The organism is Paenibacillus sp. FSL H8-0332 (assembly GCF_037963835.1).
Lineage (GTDB): Bacteria > Bacillota > Bacilli > Paenibacillales > Paenibacillaceae > Paenibacillus_AQ > Paenibacillus_AQ rhizoplanae.
In genome coordinates, this window is sequence record NZ_CP150145.1 from 3,113,548 (window position 1) to 3,136,974 (window position 23,427).

Sequence of the window (23,427 nt, forward strand, 5' to 3'; positions counted from 1 at the left end):
TACGGATATGAGTTATTCCTTAGAGCAAGTTCAGCAGGCATCGCGGCTGTTCTTCGACCTGCTTCGCCGCAAGGTGATTCCGCTGGATGATCCCGCTGCCGCCGAATGTCTGCAGGATACAGCTGCTTATGATGCCCTGCAATATGTAGCCAAAGAAGCCGGCTGCCGGATTATGAATTCCGGTCACCGCCTGCACCTGCTCGTGAGTCCGATCGGCTCCGGATTCGCCAGTAACTTCACTCAGCTGCGCAATAAATATTCACGGATTGAGCGCAAGACACATCTGCATATCATTAACGTTATTATTCTTGTCTTCCTGGCGGAGATGGATCAGGATGAGCAGCACTTCAAGCCGGGACAGGACAGCATGTCCTATATTCAGTTGTCGGATCAGGTATCCGAGCTGTTCCAGACCTGGGTTGGGATGGATGAGGACGGCAGCTTTAGCAAGCAGTGGCGCCTGGATATCCAGGCGATGCACAAGGTGTGGACCAGCCTCTACATGCAGACCAAGAGCCAGGAGGAAGGCGATTCGCTCAGCCGGGGAGCCGGTTCACGGATCGGTCTGATCCATGAAGGCATGAAGCTGCTGGAGGAAGAGCATCTGGTGTTCATCTCCGAGAATGAGAAGCGGATATTCCCCCGGGAAGAGCTGTACGAGCGGATGCGTTATCTCTACCACGATGTGGACCGGTACAAAGAGCTGAAGGCTCTGGTTGGCCGCACACTCAGCGGACAGGAGGGTGAAGCCCATGCCGCGCATTGAGCGAATCCGCATCGCCGGACTCAAATACGAGAAGATGCTGAAGAAATATGAGGATATGATCCTCGATATGTGTAATGAAGAAGGCCCGGCCAATACCCTGATTACGCTGATGAACGGCGGGGGGAAGGGTGTTCTGCTGCAATCGATTTTCCAATTGCTGATGCCTAGAGCCGCCTGGGGCAAGAATAATGAGAACCAGGTCGAGGCTTTTTTTCATAATCACAAAAAACAGCTGAAGCCCTACACCTTCCATGTAGCCATCGAATGGCGGCTCGACGATAAGGAACGGACGGAGTATATCACCACCGGGATCGCAATGACTGCCCAGCACTCCATGGACCAGCTTGAGATCAAAGTGGATTATCTGCTGTACGCGCTGCTGAAATATGAGGAGACGGCTGAGCTTACACTCTCCACCCTGCCCTTATATGATCATGAGCTGAACAGTCCCGCGAGCTTCGAAGCGATTCAGCAGTTTGTACGGGAGCGGCGGGGTGAGATTAACGTCTACGGCAGCAGCAGCTCCGATCTGAAGAAATACTATGCCTACCTGGCTGACCATGATATCCATATCGAAGAATGGCGTAATATGCGCAGAATCAACGGTGAAGAGGGCGGCATCAAGGGCTATTTCCAGAAAAATGATGCCTTCACCAATCATAATCTCTTCGAGCGGCTGATTATCCCGGAGATCGGTTCCAGTATGGGGGGAAGCCTGGGCGAGGATGAAGGCTTGCTTCAGCGGATGTTCGTGGATACCGCTACGGTTGCACAGCGGCTGCCGATGCTGGAGCAGCGTGAGCGGGCTTTTGCCGAGTTCACCTCTCTTGCGGCTCCTTTGTATGAAGCGGTGAAACTCGGAACGGAGGCGGACCTCAGCTTCCGGGAGACCGAGCGGCTAGGAGCACAGCTCTATACCGTTATTCATGATGAACTGAAGCAGGCGGAAGACAAGCGCCGCAGAAAGGCGGAAGAGCAGGCCGGACATTATCTGGAAGCGAAGACGCTCAGATTCGAGAGCGATAATCTGAATTATCTGCGGCTGAAGGAAGAGCATGACGGCAAGCAGGAGCACTTCAGAGCCGTCTCGGACAATCAGACACGGGCCAAGCAGCGTCTGGAAGAATCGAAGCAGAGAGAGAAGTCGCTGGAGGTCGCCCATTATCTGGCCCGGCGCAAGCTACAGCTCCGTCAGATGGAGCAGTGGCAGAAGGAGATAGAAGCCATCGAAGGGTCGCTTGCGATGAAGGAACGCCAAGAGGTAATTCAAGGTGCCAAGCAGGAGCTGCGGGTACAGTGGGAGCAGGTATACCGGCTATGGCAGGCGAAAAGCCTCTTCTACAGCGGACAGCAGCAGTCCCATGCAGCGGAAGAGCAGATCCTGCGTACAGGCAGGGAAGAGTTCCTGGTGGATCTGGGTAGGCTGGATGGGAAGCTGCGGGAATTAACAGCCATGATCCGTCAGTATACAGAGGATCTGGGCGAGTTCGCTTCCCGCCACGGGCAGGAAGCCGCCCACTCACCGGCAGCCGCCCTTCAGCGTACGCTGATTGCGGTCAGAGGACTGGCTGAGCAGATTGATGCCTTGAACGAACAGCGCAAGACCGCTGAAGACCAGAAGCTGCTCCTGCATACGCAGTATACCCGGCTGGCTGAGAAGCTGCTGGGGGCCGAAGCTCAGGCAGAGGAGCTGACCGGGCGAATCGAAGCGCAGATGAACAAGGAATCACAGCTCTGGTCACAGCTCGTAGTGCTGCTGGAGATGTACGAGGAGCATCAGCGCTTAGGCGCGACAGCTCTATTCGAAGCGAAGCCTCTAATCCAGGAGCGGTTCATCCGCAGGCTGGAGGATACCGAGCAGCAGACGAAGCGGCTGCGGCGGGATTATTATCAGCAGCTGCTGGATGTTGAGCTGCAGCAGGAAGCCTACTGGCTGCCTAACCATGATATTGTAACGGTGAAGGATAGGCTGGATGCCCTCAAGATTAGTTCCATGACCGGCACCATGTATCTGAACGATCAGCCTTATCTGGTCCGCGAGGAGGAGCTGGAACGCCATCCGCTGCTTCCTTACGGCCTGATTGTCACGAAGCGTGAAGCGGCTAAGCTGCAGCCGGAGCTGCTTAAAGAGCTTCTGCTTAAGGCTCCGGTTCCGATCTTCGTGCGCGAGGAGATGGCGGAGGGCGGTAGAGACGCCTTCCTGCTGCTGGCGCATCAAGGGCCGCAGATGATATTGCAGCCGGATCATTTTCAGGAGTGGAAGCGGGGGATGGCCTCCAGACTCCGCGAGCAGGAGGAGGAGCTTCAGGCGGAGGAAGCATATCTCGCCAAGCTGAGATACGCCCGGCAGGAATATGAACGTCTGCATCAGGGCGAGCATACCGTAAGTCTGCGGAGCAGACAGAAGAGTGCGGAGACCCTGCTGCAGGAGCTTCGCAGCCAGCTGAATGAAATGAACGCAGAACAGGCACGCTATGATGAGGTTCTGGCTGGATTTTCCAGAGACCTGTCGGCCTGTGAAGCGGATAAGTCCGAGCAGGAGACCCGGGCGGCGGCTCTGCGGGAGTGGAGTGAGCGGAGCCGGAAGCACGAGCTGAACTATACAGACAAGCAAAAGTCTGTGGAGCAGAAGAATAATTTGAGCAAAGAGATTGCAGTTAAGGATCAGCAACTCACCCGGCTGAAGGCGGAGATGGACAGCCTGGCCTTACAGCGCGAGAAATGGATCGGGGATGCCCGTTATTCCGTATTCCCGCGGCTGCAGAACTGGTTCCCGGATATAGAGTTCCCCGGTGAATCTGCGGGTGCGAAGGTTCAGGGTGCTGATGCTAAGGCAGATGAAGCTGCTGCTGATGAAGTGCTAAATGAGACGGTACAGGACAAGCTGTTGCAGTTGCTCAGTACGGTTGAGAGTCTTCAACAGTCGCTAAGCCAGAATGAGCTGGAGATCCGCACAAGAACAGCCCAGATCAAAGCAGCCAGAGAACAACTGGGCGAGCTGGAGGCTGCTGTGCAGCAGGTAGATGCTAGATGGCCGTCTGCCCCCGAGCCGCAGGAGTCACCGGATATGATTCAGTCCGCCAGAGTCCGCCAGAAGAGCGACACGATGATTCTGGACGAGGACTACCAACAGCTCCGTGATTCCTTCATCCGCTGCCAGACCGAGCTTGACAGCCTGCGCAAAGAGCTGGGCAAGTCCGAGAAGGCGATCAAGGAGAAGCACGAACGGACGGTAGAGCTGTGGCATGAGCCGCTGGAACAGAAGGAGGAAGAGATCAGTCTGCGGGTCCGGGAGAATGAGCATCTGCTGAATACCAGTAAGCAGGCGCTGGCTGCCATGGATCAATGGCTGCTCATTCTGGGCAATCAGAGCCGGATCATGGATACCCATGTCGAGAACCGTGTGCCGCTCCGGGAGGTGCCGGAAGAATTGCAGCTGAGTGTACGGGAGAGCTGCGAGACGCTGGTGGAGGATTGGCTGCAGCGCAGCAAGGAGAGCCGCAGCCAGCGGGCAGATATCTCCCGCAAGGTGAAGGAAGAGAAGACTGAGCTAAGCGGCAAGGTGGCCAAGTCCGGCTGGAATGCAGATCTTGAGACCAAGATTCAGGAACGCCTGAACAATGTTCACTGGGATGATTTCGCTATCGCCTTGCAGGTACTGGATTCCATGCTTCAGAGCTCGCGTGATCAGATGGAGAGCATCCGCAGCGATAAAGAGGATATGGAGCTGTCCCGCAAGCTGTGGGTAGGCCGGGCAGCCAAGCGTGTGGTGCAAATCGTTGATATTCTGAAGCGAATGGAACGCCGGATGATCATTCACAATGAGAACGGCCATGCCTTCCCGCTGGTTAAGCTGAATTACAAGAATATTAATGTTCCACGAACGACCGATGACATCGAACCGCTGGTCAGCGAATATTTCAACCGCTGCATCAGCAGCCTGCTGGAGCGGTTCCCGAAGATGGAGCAGGTTCCGGCTTCAGCCGTCAGAGAGCTGATTAACGATGGACGCATGGTGTACGCGGCGTTGCAGAACCGCTTCCCGGTGTTGCAGGTGTATAAGCCGGTGACGGAGAATTACTTCCTGTATGCCGCTCCCGAGGACTATCATTATTCCGATTGGGAGGTCATCAACCGCGGCGCGCTGGATGAGGCGGTAGGCAGCGGCGGACAGCGCCAGTCTGTTCAGCTGCTGGTGGCGATGATGATTATGACCCACAAGCGTGTTAACCGGGAAAATAAAGGCTGGACGGTCTTCCTGTACGATAACCCGTTCGGTGAGATGGTCTCGAATAACGTGCTTGATCCGGTCTTCGAGATCTCGAAGGCGCTGAAGTTCCAGTGGCTGATCGTCACGCCGCCGGAGCTGGTCAAGAATGATGTCAGCATCCGCTTCGGCGTGTATTGGCAGCTGTATTTTGGCGGAGATAAAGGGGATGCCCTGGATTCGACTCTGATCAAAGGCGGGCGCAAGCTGATCCCTGCTTCATTATTCTAGATAAGCTAACAAAACAAATCCAATAGACAGGTGGTAGTATGATCATGATGAATCTTAAATCGGCAACGAAATTAGCTAACGGTGTAGAAATGCCATGGTTCGGGCTGGGCGTCTTCAAGGTACAAGAGGGCCAGGAGGTTATTGATTCGGTCAAAGCAGCCATCAAGGCCGGTTATAGAAGTATTGATACCGCATCCGTATATGGAAATGAAGAAGGGGTCGGACAGGCTATCCGTGAATCGGGAGTTGCGCGTGAGGAGCTGTTCATCACCACCAAGGTATGGAATACAGAGCAGGGCTATGATTCTACACTGGCCGCATTTGACCAGAGCTTAAGCAAGCTGGGACTGGATTATGCCGATCTCTACCTGGTACACTGGCCGATCCGGGCCAAATACAAAGACACCTGGCGCGCCATTGAGAAGCTGTATGCAGACGGTAAAGTCCGCGCCATCGGAGTATCCAACTTCCAGATCAATCATCTGGAGGATCTGCTGGCTGACGCTACCGTGAAGCCGATGGTCAACCAGGTGGAGCTGCATCCGCTGCTTAACCAGCTTGAGCTCCGCGAATATTGCAAGGCGCAGGGCATTCAGATTGAAGCTTGGGCCCCGCTGGCCCAAGGGCATCTGCTGGATAATGAGGTACTGGCTGATATTGCAGCCCGACACAACAAAACACTGCCGCAGGTCATCCTGCGCTGGGATCTGCAGAACGGAATCGTGACGATTCCGAAGTCGGTCAAAGAGGAGCGGATTATTGCGAATGCCGATATTTTTGACTTCGAGCTGTCTGAAGAGGAGATCAGCCGGATCAACGGCTTGAACCGCGATCAGCGCTTCGGCTCTCACCCGGACCGGTTCAATAACGAGTAAAGGGCCCGGCGGTCTCTTTCGAATATTTGCTAGATTCGGACATACACATAAGAGAGATGGAACTATTAGTCCATCCTGTGCGTAACCGATATAGTAATAGAAGAGATTTGAGAAGCCGGAGGGGTAATTATGAATCGTAAAAGTATACAAGCAGCACTTACCGCCATCCTGATGATTGTGCTTCTGCTGCCGCTGGCACCCGGGCGGGCGGAGGCTGCTGTTCCGAAACATTCAGAATCATTCTATGTGAATGACTTTGCAGGCGTAATTGATGAGAAGACCGAGAATTATATGGTCAATTACGGGGTGAAGCTGCATCAGAAGACTGGAGCCCAGGTGGTGCTGGTCACCGTGAATTCGACGAACGGCGTCTCTATGGAGAAATATGCGACCTCGCTGTTCAATTCATGGGGAGTCGGCTCGGCGGATAAGAACAATGGACTGCTGCTGCTGCTCTCCATTAAGGACGATGATTACTGGGCCGTTCCCGGCAAAGGACTGGAGACTGAGCTGAACAGTGGTGTAATCTCGAAGATTCTCTCGGCATCGCTGGAGCCGGACTTTGCTGCCAAGAAGTATAGCGCCGGTGCTAATAAAACCTATGGCTCCTTCATTCAGAAGCTCGGCGGAAGCTACTCGGAAACACTAGGCACCCGAAGCTATGTCTCGGACAATGCGGGCGTCCTCCCACAAGTCACCAAGGATTATCTGAACCAGTCTAGCAACCGTTACGCGGCTACCACCGGGAGCGGAATCTATGTTGTAACTGTTAAGAATACTGGCGACAAAAGCCTGCAGGATTACACCTATGCGAAGTTCGCCGGTGTTGCAGCCGGACCCAGGGATGTGATGCTGGTGCTCGATATCGGCGGGGATAACTATCATGTGCTACAGGGCAAGTCGATCGACAGAGTGCTGACGAATGACCGGATCAGCGGGATTCTGAATACGGTGCTGGAGCCGAAATTTGCGGCAAAAGATTACGCAGGCGGCGCAACGGGGACAGCGAATGCCTTCTACAGCTTCTTCCTGGCGCGGGCAGATGCTGCTTCGGGAAAAGCCGCAGGCAGCTCCGCATCCGCAGCAGCCTCCACCGTCAGCAAAGCACCTGTGACAGCGAAGGAACCAGTGGAGCTGGTGCCTGTCTCCAGATCGAAGGGGATGATGATTCTCGGGATTTTCCTGGTTCTTGTCGCACTAATCAGTCTCGTGGCTGCTTCGCGCAACCGTTATGTTGCCCGTTACGGGACACGGATAAATCCGCATAACCCGCGCAATATCCGGCGCTACGGCGTCTGGACCGGCCAGCCTGGTTATGGCTACAGCCAGAGAAGAAGATACCGGCGGCCGCACCATCACTCCTCCTCGGGGAGCAGCTCATCCAGCTCCAGCAGCTTCTGGGGCAGTAACTCCGGGGGCGGCGGTTCTTCGAGCGGAGGGGGAGCGGGGCGGTATTCCTCGCGTGACGACGATGATGACGATGACAGAAATCATGGCGGTGGCGGGTCCTCAGGCGGCGGCGGAGCCGGCCGGTATTCCTCCAACGATGACGACGATGATAGCAACTCCGGGGGCGGCGGCAGTGCAAGCAGTGGTGGCGGTGTGGGCAGACACGGGTGAGCCTGGCACTCTAACCCGTTAAGGGTTAGGCGTTGTTCGTCCACATGCTGAAGTGCAACACGCACAGAATGGACAAGTGGGGGAAGCCGTGCAGAGATGCGCGGCTTTTTTTCAAAAGCACAGTGCAACTGGAAAGGAATGATTGACTTTATGAGTACTTCTATAAGGGTCCGCCGGATGAAGTCCGAGGACATTACATGGATACATGAAGGGCTGGCCCCGCATGATGTCAGCAAACCCGTAGAGTATATTGAACAGTGTTGGAAGGAAAACGAAGGGGAGAAGCGGCTTACGCTCGTAGCCTTTCGTGAGGATGAGTTTGCAGGCTGGGGACATATCGTGTATACCTCAAACTATCCTTATTTTGCAGAAAATCATATTCCAGAGATTCAGAATCTCGATGTGATCTCTACCTTACGAAAACGCGGCATAGGGAATGTGCTGATGGAAGCCCTCGAAGCAGAAGTGTTCGCTACATTCGATACGATTGGAATTGGGTTTGGACTGTATGCCAGCTACGGTACTGCACAACGGCTGTACACCAAACGCGGCTACATTCCGGATGGCCGGGGACTCATGTATGACAACCTGCCCGCTGTTCCTGGAAGCCAGGTTCGGGTGGATGATGAGCTTACGCTATACTTGACAAAATCAAGGTAGAGCACGAATTACCATTACAATAGCGGTAGTCAGGGATATTAATGTCCGGGCTGCCGCTATTAGGTTTCTTTAGATTTCAGCATCATAGCGTGCCAAAAAATCAGGAACCCATTGAGGATTTGTCATAAGCGCCACCGATTCATACTCTAATTCCTCAGCAACTCATCGTCGGTCATGGATACAAAGAAGGTAATGTCCTCTTTGGTTTGATTATATTTTGTGAATAAATCGTCCTTGGTTTCATTAACAACCTTGGCAATGATTTTGACCATTTCATCTTTATATTGGTATACATTATCCTCTGCATATAAAAAACGGCTGATATGATTGAAATGCGAATGCTCTCCATATTGAAATTCGGAAATTCCCCATTTGTAATAAAGCTCTGTTTCAGCATCATCACATAAGCCTTCACTTGTCATATCGGCAATATGTCTGGCAAGTGATTGCTCTGTATTGACAGCAAGGAACAGAGTGACAAAGTCGCTATCCGTCCCGACTGCACAGACATATACCTTCTCATGTGCTACTTCCTCTAAAATAGCTTCAAGGTCAGCCACAAAGCCCTCGCGAATCCGTTGTTCAAATTCAGTTAGAAAATCGTTCATTATAACCCTCCTTATATTACGAAATGGTGTTAATTCTGTTCGTGCGAGTGCTTGCATCTCTATTAATTCAGAGCCGTTCATACCCCAGCCGGTTTGTCCTAAGGTTAGGTGAGGAAGGTAGCTGTCCAGCTCAAAATAACGGGCGATAAGCTCTGGTGAAGGTGAAACGGCCCTTACAAGTCTACTATGTAACTCTGATAAATGCTGCGAACGAACGCCTAAACCTATGACAGAATCTCCTATACTTATCGGAGCATTCAAAGATAACTCAAGCGGCGAACATGAGGAACAAACTCTTTTCACGTGCTGCAACCACTCTAAATCCTGATATAGTCCGCCCTGAGCTACTGCATTCAAGCTCCTCTTTTCCTTTGTATCCTTATGCTTAGAATATAACTTCACTCTACCATAAATTAGAAGCAACTTTACTAGTTTACAGTTTCTGGACAGAGTTAAACAAACTGAAACTTTTAAATCAGAGATTTCGTCTATCATGGAAGTTGTGAGTTTATAGACTTAACCATTATCAGTATGTTAGGGAGGATTTCAGAAGTGAGCTCTTTACCACAACGTTCTACTGTCCGCAAGAAGAAGAAGCCAGCGCCGAAGCGCAAGAAAAGGGGTTTTTTCCGTACACTCTTCAGGGTGTTCATGGTCTGTTTCATTCTAGTTATAGCAGCCGGAGGCTGGCTCTATTTCGCACCGTCGGCCAAGAATACACGCTTCCTGATCGCAGATACGCTGATTACAACTCAACACCGGCACTGGGCCAAATATATTATCGGCGAAGAGGAACTGAAGCACCGCGTCAGTGATTATACCAAGCGCTTCGAGGAGATGGGCGACGAGGTTGATACCCATGAGATCAAGCCTGAGCCTGTAAAGGAAGCTGAGCATACACCGCTCGTCCAGATTGAAGAAGTCACGGGCAGCGGCTATAGCGGCTATGTCATGATTGTGAACGACCCCAAGAAGGTACGCCTGGGTGTACCGGGCAAAATCGGCTCCGGAGAAAAGGTATCCAGCATGGTGGCACGGACGGGGGCTATCGCCGGGGTCAACGGCGGCGGCTTCGCCGACCCGAACTGGAAGGGCAATGGCTTCAAGCCGATCGGGCTGGTGATCTCGCAAGGGAAGCTGTTCTACAATGGACTGGGCGGCAAGAAATCCACTCAGATTGTCGGCATCGATAAGGAAGGCAAAATGGTCGCCGGTAACTACACTCTGGATCAGCTCAGCAAGATGGGGGTGCAGGAGGCGGTTTCTTTTCAGCCACGGATTATTGTGAACGGTAAAGGCCAGATTAAGAATGCCGCCGAAGGCTGGGGCATCGCGCCAAGAACAGCAATGGGCCAACGGGCAGACGGTGCGCTCATCTTCGTAGTGATTGACGGACGGCAGCCGGGCTACAGCATCGGAGCGAACCTGTATGATGTGCAGCAGATTATGCTGAAGCATGGAGCGGTCATCGCGGCCAATCTGGACGGGGGATCTTCGACGGTGCTGGTGAAGGACAATGAGATTGTCAACAAGCCCTCTTCGCAGTATGGGGAGCGTTACTTGCCAACAGCATTCCTGGTATTCGATGACCCCGAGAACGCGAAGATCAAGAATATCTGGGAAGGGCTGGACCCGTCCAAGATCGACGCAGGCAAGAAGCGCAGCCAGTAACATCCGCTAGGCCGCCTGCTTCAATAATCTATAGTAGATCAGACGCGGCAGGTGTGCTAGGATAACAAGTAAATTCTTATTTTGCTGAACCTGCCAGGTGAAGTCCTTGATCGGAGGGGGAAAAGGTTTGACTTTGCAGCAGCTCCGCTACGCGATTGAGATTGCGAACAGCGGTTCTATGAATGAAGCGGCCAAACGGTTATTTGTGTCGCAGCCCAGCCTCTCGAATGCTATCAAGGAGCTGGAGAGCGAGCTTGGCATCACGATTTTTGAACGGAATAACCGGGGGATCAGTATCTCTGCGGAAGGCATGGAATTCCTGGGCTACGCCCGGCAGATTATTGAGCAGACCGAATTCATGGAGAACCGCTATACCGGCAAGAAGCGCAGCCCGATCTATTTCTCGGTATCTACACAGCATTATGCGTTTGTTACGGATGCTTTTGTGAAGCTGATGAAGGAGAGCAAGGTGCAGGAATACAATTTCAGCCTGAGAGAGAAGCAGACCTATGAGATCATCGAGGATGTGCGTACCCTGCGCAGCGACATTGGGATTCTGTATATCAATGAGAGCAACTATAAGATCATGAACAAGCTGTTCAGTGACGGGAACCTGAAGTTCACCCCGCTGTTCAATACGAATCCGCATGTCTATGTGCGGGCAGGGCATGTATTGGCTGCAAAAGAGTGGATCACGGCGGAGGATATTCATCCGTATCCTTACATTACTTTTGAGCAGGGGGATAACAATTCGCTGCATTTCTCGGAGGAGATGCTTAGCTTCACGCAGATTGAGAAGAATATTAAGGTGACCGACCGGGCCACGCTGACTCATTTGCTGCTCGGAAGCGATTCGTATACCGTAGGGACCGGGATTATGGCCTCTGAGCTGGATGATGCGGGGCTGATCACGATTCCTTTTGACAGCAAGGAAGTGTTCTCAGTCGGCTGGATTGCCCACAAGGACCGCAAACCGAGTGAGATTATGTCTACATATATTGATATTCTGAATGATCTGGTGTCGGGTAATGTTTTCGAGCTTGAATCTTTCTTACTATAAGAGCAGGAGGGACGTATGAGCAGTCCAGTTATCGGATCGACTAGAAACGCACCGCCCTTCCGCTACGACATTGTCGGGAGCTTCCTGCGTACAGATGCGATTAAGAATGCGCGCAGCCTGCATGTAAAAGGTGAACTAACTGCGGGACAACTGCAGGAAATTGAGAATGCGGAGATTCTGAAGCTGCTGGAGCAGGAGAAGGCCCTTGGGCTGAAGGCTGTCACAGACGGCGAATTCCGCCGCTCCTGGTGGCATCTGGACTTCTTCCTCGGGATCGAGGGGACAGGCAAGATCACTCTTGGCGGTACTCCCGGCGCTACCAAAGAACAGCTGAACCGCGCTGAGAGCTTTAGAATTACCGGTAAAATCGCCTTCGGAAACCATCCTATGATCGAGGAATTCCGCACCTTGCAGCAAATGGCCGGAGAGACGCTGGCCAAAATGACGATTCCTGCACCCTCTTTGTTCCATTTCGTGCAGGAGTATAACGGAAACGATGTTTATTCCGATACCGAAACGCTGTACGGAGATATCATTCAGGTGTACCGGACGGCGATTCAGGCCTTCTATGATGCCGGTTGCCGTTATCTGCAGCTGGACGATACCACCTGGGGGACGCTGTGCAGCGGCAGACATCGTGCTCATCTGCGCAGCAGGGGCGTTGACCCGGATCAGCTTGCGAAGGATTACGTCCGGCTGATTAATGAGAGCATTGCCGGCCGCCCGGCGGACATGACCATTGCCCTGCATGTATGCCGGGGCAATCTCCGCTCCACCTGGTTCGCCGCCGGCGGGTACGGGCCGGTCGCCGAGGAGCTTTTCTCGAATACGAACGTGGACGCGTTCTTCCTCGAATACGACAATGAACGCTCCGGCGACTTCGAACCGCTGCGCTTCATCCGGGACCAATTCGTTGTACTGGGACTGGTGACAACCAAGCATGGTGGCCTGGAGAGCAAGGAGCAGCTCATCGCGCGTATCGAAGAAGCTGCACAGTATGTAGACATCAACAAGCTATGCCTAAGCACACAATGCGGCTTCGCCTCTTCGGAGGAAGGCAATATTTTGACGGAAGAAGAGCAGTGGGATAAGCTGCGGCTGGTGATTGAGACGGCGAATGAGGTTTGGGTGTAGTGTTGGATTAGTTGGGATGAATTGAGTGGGGAGGATTGCCGGGGGCGGCGATCCTCCTTTTTGTATGGCTCTAAGCAGCGGCCGGATAATAGGTGGATTTCATCCACTTGCTGATGAAGGAACAGACTTTGTTGGGGCAGCAGTTGGATAAATGACACTTAATTTCTCGCATATTATGCCGTAGCGGCCTATCCCGATGCAGTAGTTACTGTTTTTCCACTTGTATACCTGAAACTACTAGAAACAGGGGATTTAAGATACATTATTCCATTTGTTTGCTGCGGAGGGCGGGTGTGTTCTGTGTGCTTGTAATTCTAGAAGCTGTAGTCTTCTTTTTAAACCATTGTGTACCCATCACAGGGATTGCATCTACAGTATAATGTTGGAAGCGGATTTATATGTCTGGAGGGAATATCATGGTTATTGAACTACGACCTGTATCGGTCGAGAACTGGTATGATTGTACGCAGTTAAAGGTGAAGCAAGAACAGGAAAGTATTTTTCCTGCGCCGGTGGTGAATTGGATTGCAGAATCGAAATTTGTACAAGAGTATGAACTGCGGGCCATCTATTCAGGAGCTGCGGTGGTAGGATTTATTGTCTTTTGCACAACTCCCGATGAAGACGGTAACTGCTGGATACCCGCCCTAATGATTGATGAGCATCATCAGGGAAAGGGTTATGCCAGACAAGCAATGGGACAGTTAATCGAGCATATGCGAAATGAAGGGTGTACCCGATTAATGATCGGACATAGACCTGACAATCAGATTGCCGGATCGCTGTATGAGTCGCTTGAATTCCAAAAGGTCAGTGAAGAGTTATGTGACGGTGAGGTTGTGCGTTGTTTGGAGCTTAATCAATAATAGGGTATTAACTTCTATCTCACTGTTGCTGCGGAAAATTTCAAATTTGACATGTTTATATAATACAATTTAGGTTCGAGCTCCTCTCCGGTGTTGGGGTCTTTATATCTCATTGTGATTAGGAGCTTGTCATTATATCTCGAAATATTAATCATATAATACCTTTTGTCATCAGCATTAAACGTAGTTTTTCTCATCGTGCCGTCTGAGTAACTTAATAGATATAAGTCGTTTTTTTTGCCAAACGATTGATAAAATAAACCTGAGAGTTCACTTTTTGCAGATTCTGAAGACATTTCAAATTCCGGATTAACCTCTATAATAGGACGCAGAGATTTATTTTTTATTTTTCCCAAAAATCTTGTGATACTAAAATTCGCATAGTAGATATAATTGTTGGCAACAACAAAATTAGATACCCCTTGACGCAATTCATTCTGAGTCGCATCCGTAGAATTGGGTGAAATCGTCGACACATCCACGCTATTCTGGAATTTCATGTCATGATCGTATACATCCAGAAACAACTCTGATTTACCATCCGAGTCTATTTTTAAACGTAGTAATGAAATTGTATTCTCGTCAGATGTGATTTGCCGGATGGCTTCACCTGTATTTGCTTTGTCATCAAAGTCAAATTTCTTAAGAATTTTTCTCTCCATCGTTTCTAAATTATATTCTTCTAACTCCGAACCGCCAGCAGCGATCACTCTAATCATTAATAATTTTTTATCCACAGCGGTCATGCTGTTATAAGGAAATCCGCCTGATTCAGAAAAAACTACGGTCATAGTATTACTCTTTAAGTCTATTTTATAGAGACGAAGTGTTCTGCTTGTAATATCCGATATATCACCAGTTGTGACAAACATGTATAAAGAGTTATCAATGAAGGTTGTATCATACTTAGCTTCATATGACCAATTATTAACTGTACCTAGTTTTACATTTTCTTTTGTTTTAAAAATGTAACGATAATAATCCATTTCGGATATCGAGTCAACTGACCCCGTTGGGATCTTATTGTAGATTATACTGTCATCGGTTAGCACTAACGCTCCATAACGTTCAATTTTTCCGATTTTTGTGTTGTTAATGTCATAAATTGAAATGGCTTCATTTGAAATTGAAGCATTGGGGTTAAGTGTTTGTTTTAAATCTTGTGTTTTTTGATTTTTGGCATCGTCATCACAACTACATAGTATCAATATAAAAATCAAGCCAATTAACCCTATTATTCTTTTCAAACAAACCCTTCCTTTTCGTAAATGCTATTTACTTGAATTCGAGAGGTGTTTGTATAACAACACCTCTCGATTAATGAATTTTACCAAACTACCATAGTAGAAACAGAACTAGCCATAGCTGCTGTTTTTTCGTAAAAAGATGGCCATCCAGATTGTGTTCCGCCAAGTGGATCGGCAAATTGCACAATGGACTTGTCGTTATAAATTGCATTAACCTCCAAATTGTGACCAGTTGTTGCATAATGCCAATTTGCTCCAGTCGAATTTGAAATCCCCACCGACGAAGGTGCTTTCATAGTTACGACGTCGTAATATAAATTATTGAACAGTAATTATTTTGTGACTGTTGATAGATAGTAAACGTACCTGGTATTGAAATCCTAGTTGCTGATGCTGCTCGAGCTTGATTCCCGAGTTCTTCTGCAACATTCTCCGCACTCTGGATTTTCTCGTTTATCATCTCCTGTTCATTTTTAATACTTTGCAATATTCTTGATTTGAAAATGCCAATGCTAACAAATATTACTATACTCCTCAACCCATAATACGCCAATATATGTTATATGTTTTCATAAATGTAATTATGTTCGACGCACGCTGGCCTTACTCGATTTGTGAAGGAGCGCCGGACGGCCCTTTACGGGATCGATTGAAGAGAGGTATAATGTACAGGACTATTTAACATCAAATGTTGGAAAGCGAGCGGTAACGATATGGGTCGTAAATGGAATAATATTAAGGAAAAGAAAGCATCCAAGGATGCTAATACAAGTAAGGTCTACGCCAAGTTCGGGGTAGAAATCTATGTGGTTGCCAAGAAGGGTGAGCCTGATCCGGAATCCAACCGGGCGCTGAAAGTGGTTCTGGAGCGTGCCAAGACCTACAATGTGCCGAAGGCGATTATTGACCGTGCCCTGGAGAAAGCCAAAGGCAGCGGCGATGAGAATTACGTAGAGCTGCGTTATGAGGGCTTCGGTCCAAGCGGCTCGATGATTGTAGTCGATGCGCTGACGAACAACGTCAACCGTACAGCTCCGCTGGTTCGCTCTACCTTCAGCAAGAACGGCGGCAATATGGGCGTCAGCGGATCGGTTACGTATATGTTCGATCCAACGGCTGTCATCGGGGTGGTAGGTAAATCTGCGGATGAGGTGATGGAGCTTCTAATCGAAGCAGACCTGGATGTCCGCGATGTGCTGGAAGAGGATGAGGCGGTAATCGTATACGCGGAACCGGACCAGTTCCATGCAGTGCAGGAAGCCTTCCGCAGCGCAGGGATTACCGAATTCACGGTAGCTGAGCTGACACTGCTTCCTCAGAATGATGTGGAAATTCCTGAAGATGCACAAGCCCAATTCGAGAAGCTGATCGACGCGCTTGAAGATTTGGACGATGTACAGCAGGTTTATCACAACGTGGATTTGGGAGAATAGAATACGCTGCATGACTAAGCGGACAAGCTGATTTCAGGCTTGCCCGCTTTTCACTGTCTATATGTTGTATATTATCTGCTGATCTTTGCCACAATAAGCCCGAAGTGAACAGCATACTACCTGGAGGAGGCTATATAGTGGAAGAGTACACACAGCCGGACAAGAATCTGGTCAATACTGTCAAGGAGCTTGATCAGGAGCCGGTCACCAGTCAGGAAGCCCAGCAGATGGAACAGAAGAAGAGTGACATCCGCAAGGAATCTCTGAGGGACGATAGAACAACCTATAAGAAGAATGAGCAGAATACGTATAAGTGAAGTGATTGTAACGGCGGACAAGTCATGAAGTAAGCAAACGGCGGTGAGGTAAGCTCACCGCTTATTTGCATTAGATCATTATGAAGCAGTGTAACCTTCTTCTAATGATATACTAATTTGTAATATGATATATTCGGGATGCAGCTGCAAACAAGTGTTCGAGTATCCCCGATAAGAATAAGGAGGAAGAAGCCTTGGAACCCTTTCGTGTAATGTGCGTTGTACACGTATTCCTGATCAGAAACGGAGAGATTCTGCTGCTTAGACGCAAGAATACCGGTCATCATGACGGGAGTATGGACTGCCCGCCGGGAAGCTTGATGGCGGCGAGCCGCTTCATGCCGCCGCCATCCGTGAGGTCCGGGAAGAATGCGGCGCTGTTATTGCTCCCGCAGATCTTACCATGATTGGTACGATGCATCTGCATACCTCCGGGGACGAACGGATCGATTTCTTCTTCAGGGCGGAGCAATGGACCGGGCAGATTAGCAACATGGAGCCGGACAAATGTGATGTTCTGCGCTGGTTCCCGGTTGATGATATTCCGGATAATGTAATTCCTTTTGTTCTGGAAGCCTGGAAGAAGTTCAGGGACGGCGTCTGGTTCGCTTCTTATGGCTGGAAATAACCGCTATTGAAGCTCACAAATCTATGGCACAGGCTTGAAAAATTGTGTATGCTGGAGGGTGTTTACTGAAACAAAATGATACTTACATAGCGGGAGGCTTTAAGCTGAATGGAAGACTGGACGCTCAGTATGGTTCTTATATTGGTGGTATGCGGATTTCTGGCCGGATTAATTGATTCTGTAGTGGGCGGCGGCGGACTGATCGCGATTCCGGCACTGCTGTCGGTGGGGATTCCGCTTCCCTTGCTGCTCGGCAGCAGCAAATTGGCCGGATCGATGTGTTCGCTGACCAGCACCGCCTCGTTCGTGCGTTCCGGCAAAATCAATTTCAAGCTGGTCCGCACCCTCATCCCGTTATCCGTCATTGGGGCGATGGCCGGAACGCTGACTGTCCGTCAGGTGCCTTCCGAGTTCCTGAAGCCGCTGGTGATCGTGATGCTGATCGTAATTACAATCTATACCTTGTTCAAAAAAGCCTGGGGAGACGTCTCCACCTTCTCTGCAAGCAACGGTAAATTACGTCTGGCGGGAAGCATGGCAGCGCTGGTTATAGGCTTCTATGACGGGTTTTTCGGCCCGGGAACGGGGTCGTTTCTGATTTTTGCTTTTCTGATGATGGGGTTTGAATTTGTCACCGCCGCAGGCAACGCCAAGATCCTGAATTTTGCCAGCAACATCACCAGCCTGCTTACGTTCATTGCCCTGGGCTCTGTCAGCTACACCCATGGGCTAATTCTGGGGATTCCGATGGTGATCGGAGCCATTGTCGGCTCCCGGATGGCCATCCGCAATGGAGCTGCGTATATTCGGCCGTTATTCATTACAGTGACTGTGATATTGATTGGCAAGCAGATATGGGATACGATGCACTAAGCACAACTAATGGAGTGGATGAGATGGAGATCAAACTTATACATAAGGAAGAAGTCTGGAAGCTTAGGCATGAAGTAATGTGGCCCGAGCGGGAGCCGGATTATATTAAGCTGGCAGATGACGATCAGGGCAAGCATTACGGGCTGTATGTGGAGGATCGGCTGGTCTCGGTGTTATCTCTGTTCGTCAACGGCACAGAAGCACAGTTCCGCAAGTTCGCCACCCTGGAGCTGGAGCAGGGCCAGGGCTACGGAAGCAAGCTGCTGAAGACGGTCCTTGCGGAAGCGGAGCAGGCGGGGGTGCGGCGGATTTTCTGTAATGCCAGAACCTACAAGGCTGGCTTCTATAAGAAATTCGGCATGCAGAGGACGGATGAAGTGTTCAGCAAAGGCGGCAAGGATTATGTGGTCATGGAGAAGTTCTTCGGACCTGCAACGGATGCGAAGGGGGAGCTTAAGGGATGACCAAGAAGCTATATTATGATTCAGCTTATATTCAAGAATGGAGTACCGTGATCACCTCCGCGATGGAGCGTGAAGACGGGATCTATGTGAAGCTTGCAGAGACGGCCTTCTACCCGCACGGCGGTGGACAGCCTTGTGATACGGGAACCATCGGCGGGATTGCTGTACTGGATGTGGTGCTGGAGGATCAGGAGGTGCTGCATAAGGTAGCACAGCTTCCCGGGCAGACTGAAGTTGAATGCGTAATCGACTGGACACGGAGATTCGACCATATGCAGCAGCATAGCGGCCAGCATCTGCTGTCGGCGGTATTCCGCGAGCTGTATCAGGCATTGACACTGAGCTTCCATCTGGGCAGCGTCTATGCCACGATTGACCTCGAAATGCAGGAACTGTCAGCGACGCAGCTGGCGGAGGCTGAACAAGAGGTGAACCGTCAGATCTATCTGAACCGCGCAATTACCAGCTACTTTGTGACTGCAGAGGAAATGGCCAGACTGCCGCTGGTGAAGCTGCCCAAGGTAACGGAGGATATTCGGATTGTTGAGATTGAGGGTGTGGAGCACAATGCCTGTGGAGGAACCCATGTCTCTTCGACCGGTGCTATAGGAATGATTAAGCTGCTGCGGTCCGAGAAGCAGAAGGGCAATATCCGGATTACCTTCAAATGCGGCAACCGCGCGCTGGATGAATTCAATGATAGTCTCCAAATCCTGAGTAAGCTGTCTGTTAAATTTAATACCGGCAAGGACGAAATCATCGACCGGATAGAGAAGTGGGAGCAAGAGCAGAAGCAGCTTCAGACTGAACTGGCTGCCATGAAGGAGCTGAACGATAGTTATCTGGCCCGCGAGCTGTTATCTTCTGTGGAAGCTGGCTGCCAGGTGATCACCCATATCTCCGATAACAGGCCGCTTAAGGATTTGCAGAGTCTTGCGGCGAAGCTGACGGCGCAGACTGAGCTTCCGGTGCTGCTGCTGAGTGCGGCGGAGAATAAGGCAGTGCTCGCGCATAGCGGATCTGCGGATTTCTCGTGCGGCGCCTTCTTCAAGGCTCACCTGGGCGAATACCACGGCAAAGGCGGGGGCAGCGACAAGCTGGCTCAGGCCGGATTCCCTTCATGGGAAGCGGCGCAGGCGTTCTATGATTTTGCCAGACAGCAGTTCTAATCAAGACAAGCCAAGAGCTATGGGAGTGTGTATTCCTTAGCTCTTTTTTTGTGCGGATTATTAGTAGGTCCACTTAAGGATTATTTAATAATTGCCCCCTTATAATCAGGACAGAGCTTGACGAAGGGAGAAAACAAACGTGTTCCTGACTATTCTAAAAAAGGATTTGCGGCGTAAAAAGGTGATGAATACCGTTCTGCTCATACTCATTATCCTGGCCTCGACACTCGCCGCAAGCAGCTCCAGCCTGATGTATTCCACCTCCAGTGCCCTGGACAGCTTCATTGAAACCAGCAAGGTGGCGGACCTCAATGTTACGCTGGCCAATACGCCCCGCTATAATACGGCAGTGCAGGACTGGGTGAAGCAGGAGAAGAAGGTGGAAGCTGCTTATACAGAGCGGCAAATTAGTCTGTCACTGGAGCAGATTACGATGCCTGAAGGCCGCAAGAGCTTTTCCGGAAATATAAGCTTCGTGTTGGCTACTATTCCAGAACAGGTGAACCGGGTCTTCGGTGAAAACAATGAGCCTTACAAGCTTCAGCCAGGGGAGCTCGGCCTTCCGGCCAGTCTGATGCTGAGCAGCGGTATCCAGGCGGGTGAGCAGCTAATGATCCAGTTCGGCGGGATCAAGAGAACGTTCACGGTGAACGGTTACTTCAAGGATGCATTCATGGGGGCTGATCTGCTGGGCCTGAAGCGTATCCTGTTGTCTACAGAGGATTTCAGAGAAATAGAGAAGCAGCTGCCCGAAGATACGCTGATGAATCTATGGAGCTTCATGGCGGTGCCGGGTGTAGATTCAACTGAGATATCCGTTTCCTTTGCGAACAGTGATCTGCCAGTTAACTTTGAAGTCGATAAGGCTCTGGTGACGATGACTTATATGACCGACCGGATTATCTCTGCGATGATGTTCGCGATCAGCGTCTTCCTGATCTTCATTGCCTTTCTTACCCTGCGGTTCACGATTGTCTCCACCCTGCAGGATGAATACAAGGAGATTGGCGTTATGAAAGCAATCGGGTTCAGATCCCGGGCGATTAAGCAGCTCTATTTGACAAAATACACAGGTCTGGCCTGCCTTGGCGGCATTCTCGGGCTCGGCATCAGTCTCCCGCTTACAACGCTGATGTCCCGGCGGACTTCACAGTATATGATTCTGCCCGGAGGCAGCACCAGTATCATGATCTCGGCGCTCAGCACGGTGGTCATGATCGCTTTCATTCTGTTGTTCTGCTTACTCTGCATGCGCAAGATTAACAAGGCATCGGCTATTGATGCGATCCGGCAAGGCCAGACCGGGGAACGCTTCAAGGCTTCCCGGAGCATTCATCTCCATCGCAGCCGCTTCCTGCCGCCCCCGTTCTTCCTCGCTCTGAGCGATGTGATGAACCGGTTGAAGAGTTACACTGCTCTTATATTGACGCTGATCTTAAGCACGGCGATTATCCTGATTCCGGTCAATCTGACCAATACGATCGTTACTCCTAAATTCCTGGAATATTTCGGTACGGTCGGTGCAGACTTTTATACCAAGTCAGTGATTGCAGAGAAGACCGTGGAACAGATCCGGCAGGAAAAAGAGCTCCTCACGCAACGCCTGAAGGATCAGGGCTTCGAGGTCACGCTTGCCGCGAATTATGCGGTATTGACCAAATATATCTCCGATAACGGGCAGGAGAACCGGCGGATTAACGGCCAGAAGAATGATCAGAACGTGTCGGTTGAGATTCTGGAGGGAACGGCCCCGATTCTGGGGAATGAAATCGCCATTACGACCATCATGTCCGAGAAGTACGGGAAGCAGGTCGGCGACAATATCACGTTTGAAATTGACGGGGTACCCGGTACCTTCATGATCAGCGGACTGTTCCAGAGTATCTCCAACGAGGGGTATGCGGTCTGGATTGCCCGGGACTATGAGCTGAAGATGGTATCGACTTATCTGTTCTCCGGCGATCTCCAGACTCCAGAGCCAGAGAAGGCCGCGATGATGAAGGCCATTCAGCAGCAGTTCCCGGAACAAGGTATCAAAACATCGCTCGAAATGCTGGAAGAGATCACCGGCGGCTTCATGGGCCAGCTCCAAAGCATCAATGCGCTGCTTACAGCAATCATCTGCTTGATTACGTTCTTCATCACCAGCCTGTTCGTCAGACTGATGATTGCGAAGGAAGTGTACGGCATCGCGGTCATGAAAAGCATCGGCTTCACGAATGCCGCTATCCGGCTGTGGCAGGTATTGCGTATTCTGATCATCATGGCTGTCTCGCTGGTTCTGGGTGTGATCGCTGCGAATACCCTCGGCGGCCGCCTGCTGGGTCTCATCTTCCGGATCTTCGGCCTGACGAGCCTGGAGATGAATATACTCCCGCTTCAGGTCTATCTATGGTATCCGCTGCTGATCCTGGCCGTTGTTATGCTGGCCGTATACACCAGCTGCGGCCAAATCAAGCGTGTGCAGATCTGGAATATGAATAAGGAATAAGCGATTGGATTCTACAATAAGAATCACGGGAAATAACGAAAAGCGAAAGGAACGGAGGGGAAATTTGGAACTGGAGGAGCGGTAGCGTCCGCCTTTGTCAACGGATTTCACCCGCGAAGAGCGGATTGAATCTAGGAAATCTGTTGACAACAGCGGCTGGAAGTCCAAATGTTCACCGCAGTGAAGATTAAGCTTAACGTTTAAATCTTAGAGATTCTTATATTAGATCCAAGCGTTTAATTTAAGAGAAGAGAAGGAGTGGCGAAATGGCAGCAGTACTCGAAGTAAGCAATCTATGCAAAACCTATATCGTCAATAAAGGACAGAACAATGTCCTGCGGAATATTAATTTCACGCTTCATGCCGGGGAGTTCGTATCTGTCATGGGGCCGTCCGGTTCGGGCAAGTCCACGCTGCTCTATACCGTCAGCGGGATGGACCGCCTTACAGCGGGAGAGGTGGTCTTCGACGGGCAGAGCCTCTCCCGGCTCTCCGAGAAAGGCATGGCCGAACTGCGTCTGCACCGCATGGGATTCATCTTCCAGCAGATGCATATGCTAGGCAATCTCTCGATTTATGATAATATTATTCTATCAGGCTATCAATCGCTGAGCGGTAAGGACAACGGACGCAGCCGCAGCGAGGTGAATGAATATGCCGATGAGCTGATGCGGAAGCTGAACATCATTGAGACGGCAGGCCATGACATTACGGAGGTGTCCGGCGGTCAGCTGCAGCGGGCCTGCATCTGCCGGGCGCTCATTAACAAGCCGGCGATGCTGTTCGCCGATGAGCCGACAGGTGCGCTTAACTCCAAAGCCGCACAGGAAGTGATGTCCGAGCTGTGCCGGATCAACCGTGAAGGGACCACACTAATGATGGTTACTCATGATGTGAAGGTAGCCGCACAGAGTGATAAGGTACTCTATATGGTGGACGGCAATATTCAGGGGGAGCATGTGCTGGGCAGATTTTTGCCGGAGCAGGGTCTCAGGGAACGTGAACACAGCCTGACGGGCTGGCTGATGGAGATGGGCTGGTAGCAGG

The 23,427-nt window shown here is 50.8% G+C and carries 20 protein-coding genes; 17 read left to right on the forward strand and 3 right to left on the reverse strand.

The window, feature by feature from the left end:
* The first annotated feature begins 7 nt into the window (after positions 1–7).
* The 5 genes from NST43_RS13505 (at position 8) to NST43_RS13525 (ending at position 8,419) form a co-directional block, all read left to right on the forward strand.
* Complete coding sequence (locus NST43_RS13505; RefSeq protein WP_339224874.1) at positions 8–766, forward strand: DUF6063 family protein; 759 nt, start codon at positions 8–10, stop codon at positions 764–766.
* Positions 753–5,264, forward strand: a complete 4,512-nt coding sequence (locus NST43_RS13510) for a hypothetical protein (protein WP_339224875.1) — start codon at positions 753–755, stop codon at positions 5,262–5,264. Before NST43_RS13505 ends, NST43_RS13510 begins: the two co-directional genes overlap by 14 nt.
* Positions 5,265–5,305: 41 nt before the next feature.
* The gene (locus NST43_RS13515; protein ID WP_339225414.1) at positions 5,306–6,139 is read left to right on the forward strand and encodes an aldo/keto reductase; all 834 of its coding nucleotides are present in this window, start codon (positions 5,306–5,308) and stop codon (positions 6,137–6,139) included.
* A 129-nt stretch (positions 6,140–6,268) separates the two neighbouring features.
* A complete protein-coding gene (locus NST43_RS13520) occupies positions 6,269–7,759 on the forward strand; it encodes a TPM domain-containing protein (protein WP_339224876.1) in 1,491 nt (496 codons plus the stop codon).
* A gap of 150 nt (positions 7,760–7,909) precedes the next feature.
* Entirely contained in the window at positions 7,910–8,419 is a 510-nt protein-coding gene (locus NST43_RS13525; RefSeq protein WP_339224877.1) for a GNAT family N-acetyltransferase, read from the forward strand.
* 146 nt (positions 8,420–8,565) lie between these two features.
* On the opposite strand, the gene NST43_RS13530 is transcribed toward NST43_RS13525, so the two are convergent.
* Entirely contained in the window at positions 8,566–9,384 is an 819-nt protein-coding gene (locus tag NST43_RS13530) for a DUF4303 domain-containing protein (RefSeq protein ID WP_339224878.1), read from the reverse strand.
* Positions 9,385–9,558: 174 nt separating this feature from the next.
* Between NST43_RS13530 and NST43_RS13535 the strand changes: the two genes are divergently transcribed.
* From NST43_RS13535 to NST43_RS13550, 4 genes are all read left to right on the forward strand, one after another.
* Positions 9,559–10,698: a phosphodiester glycosidase family protein gene (locus NST43_RS13535; protein ID WP_339224879.1), complete on the forward strand. Its 1,140-nt coding sequence runs from the start codon at positions 9,559–9,561 to the stop codon at positions 10,696–10,698.
* Between the two features lie 127 nt (positions 10,699–10,825).
* On the forward strand, positions 10,826–11,758 hold the full coding sequence (locus NST43_RS13540; protein WP_339224881.1) for a LysR family transcriptional regulator: 933 nt from the start codon (positions 10,826–10,828) through the stop codon (positions 11,756–11,758).
* A gap of 15 nt (positions 11,759–11,773) precedes the next feature.
* Complete coding sequence (locus tag NST43_RS13545; RefSeq protein ID WP_339224883.1) at positions 11,774–12,892, forward strand: 5-methyltetrahydropteroyltriglutamate--homocysteine S-methyltransferase; 1,119 nt, start codon at positions 11,774–11,776, stop codon at positions 12,890–12,892.
* 416 nt (positions 12,893–13,308) lie between these two features.
* A complete protein-coding gene (locus NST43_RS13550) occupies positions 13,309–13,758 on the forward strand; it encodes a GNAT family N-acetyltransferase (protein WP_339224884.1) in 450 nt (149 codons plus the stop codon).
* A gap of 14 nt (positions 13,759–13,772) precedes the next feature.
* Here NST43_RS13550 and NST43_RS13555 read toward each other — a convergent pair whose 3' ends face one another.
* The gene (locus NST43_RS13555; protein ID WP_339224885.1) at positions 13,773–15,005 is read right to left on the reverse strand and encodes a hypothetical protein; all 1,233 of its coding nucleotides are present in this window, start codon (positions 15,003–15,005) and stop codon (positions 13,773–13,775) included.
* A gap of 80 nt (positions 15,006–15,085) precedes the next feature.
* Entirely contained in the window at positions 15,086–15,301 is a 216-nt protein-coding gene (locus NST43_RS13560; protein ID WP_339224886.1) for a hypothetical protein, read from the reverse strand.
* 417 nt (positions 15,302–15,718) lie between these two features.
* Here NST43_RS13560 and NST43_RS13565 point away from each other — a divergent pair, with 417 nt between their 5' ends.
* The 8 genes from NST43_RS13565 to NST43_RS13600 all read left to right on the forward strand — a co-directional run bounded on the left by NST43_RS13565 (position 15,719) and on the right by NST43_RS13600 (position 23,423).
* A complete protein-coding gene (locus NST43_RS13565; RefSeq protein WP_209990275.1) occupies positions 15,719–16,438 on the forward strand; it encodes a YebC/PmpR family DNA-binding transcriptional regulator in 720 nt (239 codons plus the stop codon).
* 137 nt (positions 16,439–16,575) lie between these two features.
* A complete protein-coding gene (locus NST43_RS13570; protein ID WP_339224887.1) occupies positions 16,576–16,755 on the forward strand; it encodes a hypothetical protein in 180 nt (59 codons plus the stop codon).
* Between the two features lie 349 nt (positions 16,756–17,104).
* Positions 17,105–17,383 (forward strand): NUDIX domain-containing protein, encoded by a 279-nt coding sequence (locus tag NST43_RS13575; RefSeq protein ID WP_339225415.1) that lies wholly within the window; start codon positions 17,105–17,107, stop codon positions 17,381–17,383.
* Positions 17,384–17,491: 108 nt separating this feature from the next.
* Positions 17,492–18,256, forward strand: coding sequence for a TSUP family transporter (locus tag NST43_RS13580; protein WP_339224888.1), 765 nt, complete (start codon positions 17,492–17,494; stop codon positions 18,254–18,256).
* 23 nt (positions 18,257–18,279) lie between these two features.
* Positions 18,280–18,720 (forward strand): GNAT family N-acetyltransferase, encoded by a 441-nt coding sequence (locus NST43_RS13585; protein WP_339224889.1) that lies wholly within the window; start codon positions 18,280–18,282, stop codon positions 18,718–18,720.
* Positions 18,717–19,889, forward strand: coding sequence for a DHHA1 domain-containing protein (locus tag NST43_RS13590; protein WP_339224891.1), 1,173 nt, complete (start codon positions 18,717–18,719; stop codon positions 19,887–19,889). Before NST43_RS13585 ends, NST43_RS13590 begins: the two co-directional genes overlap by 4 nt.
* Positions 19,890–20,028: 139 nt before the next feature.
* Entirely contained in the window at positions 20,029–22,380 is a 2,352-nt protein-coding gene (locus NST43_RS13595; protein ID WP_339224892.1) for an ABC transporter permease, read from the forward strand.
* Positions 22,381–22,646: 266 nt separating this feature from the next.
* Positions 22,647–23,423, forward strand: a complete 777-nt coding sequence (locus NST43_RS13600; RefSeq protein ID WP_339224893.1) for an ABC transporter ATP-binding protein — start codon at positions 22,647–22,649, stop codon at positions 23,421–23,423.
* The last annotated feature ends 4 nt before the right edge of the window (positions 23,424–23,427 follow it).

Bases quoted from the DNA above. Each gene is read 5' to 3' on its own strand.
- NST43_RS13590 (WP_339224891.1), top strand. From the start codon at position 18,717: ATGACCAAGAAGCTATATTATGATTCAGCTTATATTCAAGAATGGAGT.
- NST43_RS13600 (WP_339224893.1), top strand. From the start codon at position 22,647: ATGGCAGCAGTACTCGAAGTAAGCAATCTATGCAAAACCTATATCGTC.
- NST43_RS13535 (WP_339224879.1), top strand. From the start codon at position 9,559: ATGTTAGGGAGGATTTCAGAAGTGAGCTCTTTACCACAACGTTCTACT.
- NST43_RS13545 (WP_339224883.1), top strand. From the start codon at position 11,774: ATGAGCAGTCCAGTTATCGGATCGACTAGAAACGCACCGCCCTTCCGC.
- NST43_RS13560 (WP_339224886.1), bottom strand. From the start codon at position 15,301: ATGAAAGCACCTTCGTCGGTGGGGATTTCAAATTCGACTGGAGCAAAT.
- NST43_RS13525 (WP_339224877.1), top strand. From the start codon at position 7,910: ATGAGTACTTCTATAAGGGTCCGCCGGATGAAGTCCGAGGACATTACA.
- NST43_RS13520 (WP_339224876.1), top strand. From the start codon at position 6,269: ATGAATCGTAAAAGTATACAAGCAGCACTTACCGCCATCCTGATGATT.
- NST43_RS13505 (WP_339224874.1), top strand. From the start codon at position 8: ATGAGTTATTCCTTAGAGCAAGTTCAGCAGGCATCGCGGCTGTTCTTC.
- NST43_RS13565 (WP_209990275.1), top strand. From the start codon at position 15,719: ATGGGTCGTAAATGGAATAATATTAAGGAAAAGAAAGCATCCAAGGAT.
- NST43_RS13580 (WP_339224888.1), top strand. From the start codon at position 17,492: ATGGAAGACTGGACGCTCAGTATGGTTCTTATATTGGTGGTATGCGGA.
- NST43_RS13510 (WP_339224875.1), top strand. From the start codon at position 753: ATGCCGCGCATTGAGCGAATCCGCATCGCCGGACTCAAATACGAGAAG.
- NST43_RS13585 (WP_339224889.1), top strand. From the start codon at position 18,280: ATGGAGATCAAACTTATACATAAGGAAGAAGTCTGGAAGCTTAGGCAT.
- NST43_RS13550 (WP_339224884.1), top strand. From the start codon at position 13,309: ATGGTTATTGAACTACGACCTGTATCGGTCGAGAACTGGTATGATTGT.